The sequence below is a fragment of the Bartonella sp. AP19HLJMH genome, from assembly GCF_042196245.1.
Classification (GTDB): Bacteria; Pseudomonadota; Alphaproteobacteria; order Rhizobiales; family Rhizobiaceae; genus Bartonella.
Map to the genome: position 1 here is coordinate 1 of NZ_JBHIPX010000058.1, position 1,326 is coordinate 1,326.

The following is a 1,326-nucleotide window of genomic DNA, read 5'->3' on the forward strand; positions in this document are numbered from 1 at the left end:
AACCGTTCTATCAACCTTCTCAAAGCCTATCGGCAAAAGTTGACCATCAGCACTGATCTGATAAAAGCCACCATCACTCGCAAAAAAAGCATCACTCCCTCGACATGCTATAGAGGACGCACTACGGGCTCCACGCTTGTCTTGGATCTTTTGAAAAGCAAACGGGCTTTTGGAACCTAACGTCAAAGAACCAGCATAAATAGCGGAACGAAGAAAAATAAGGGGATTGGTTGTTTCTGTTGCCCCCTGCACATATTCTCCATCTTGGAAATCCATATAACCACTAACATTATATTGAGTCTCCCATACAGTTTCATCGCCTTCTCCAGACCAATGAATGCGATTGGGATTATCTGTCAATTGCATCAAACAAACAAAAGGTCCCCAAACTTTGACCAATCCTGCTTTCGGTGGGTTGCCTTCTAAATCTTCAAACCGTTCAGAACTAAGGACCTTGAAAACTTGCGGTTTATCATTTTTATTCACCGCAATAACCATGTTTTTAAAAAGAGCAAACGACCATTTATTCTCTTCATTTGCTTGATAGGTCACACCACTTTGACTTATGTCCTTCCACCCCTTCGTTTGACTATCATAACTGTAAAGCTTTTGCTTGCCTCCTACGATTATCTTAACACCATTGCCACTTCTAAACGCTATGCACCCCAAAGGCTTTTCTTCCAAAGCATGAGACACAACCATTGCACTAGGCATCGGAATGTAACAGCCATCAGCCGGTAAAACATTCACAAGCGTATCCGTAAAGCTACCGTTGACGACCGAAACATCTGGTCTGTAATCAGCGATTGGAAAATAAACCATCTTAAAAATCCGTCGGAATTATTCGAGTGACGTTATGACGTTTGGACGTCTCTGCACGCAATTCATGCAACTGTTCGTTAAAGTCATTGTAAGCAGCGGCTGCACAATCGGGTTCTTTAAGAATATTCTTGTACAGTTCATATTTTGCACGCGCTTTAATCAAATCAAACGCGTGCACAAACCATGGATGCTCCTCATCAACACTCTCTATCTCTACAAGGCATTGATTTATAATGATAATCTAGTGTTATTCATATTGAATGAGAACCCTGAATAACGTAAGATTCTCTCATCTTAAATCTGTGTATCTTGAATCAATCAAAATCACTTGCTTGCACGTCACAAGCGGGGTTGATGTGTGGGTAAAAACTATAGCAGAAAGGAGTAAAAATGGTTCTTATGAATCGTCTTAATGCAAGGGCTGTCTCAACATTGGGAGCTGGCAAATATAATGATGGTGCCGGCTTGCTTCTCCATAAGCGTAAAGATGGTGGTGCTCAATGG

3 pseudogenes are annotated in these 1,326 nt (G+C 41.5%); 1 reads left to right on the forward strand and 2 read right to left on the reverse strand.

Annotated features, from left to right (window positions below):
- Together ACFINR_RS09315 and ACFINR_RS09320 are read right to left on the reverse strand one after the other, a co-directional pair.
- Positions 1-822: pseudogene (locus ACFINR_RS09315) on the reverse strand (hypothetical protein); the annotation flags it as partial.
- A gap of 1 nt (position 823) precedes the next feature.
- Positions 824-1,042, reverse strand: a pseudogene (locus tag ACFINR_RS09320) (hypothetical protein); the annotation flags it as partial.
- Between the two features lie 170 nt (positions 1,043-1,212).
- On the opposite strand from ACFINR_RS09320, the pseudogene ACFINR_RS09325 reads away from it, so the two are divergent.
- Positions 1,213-1,326: pseudogene (locus ACFINR_RS09325) on the forward strand (integrase); the annotation flags it as partial.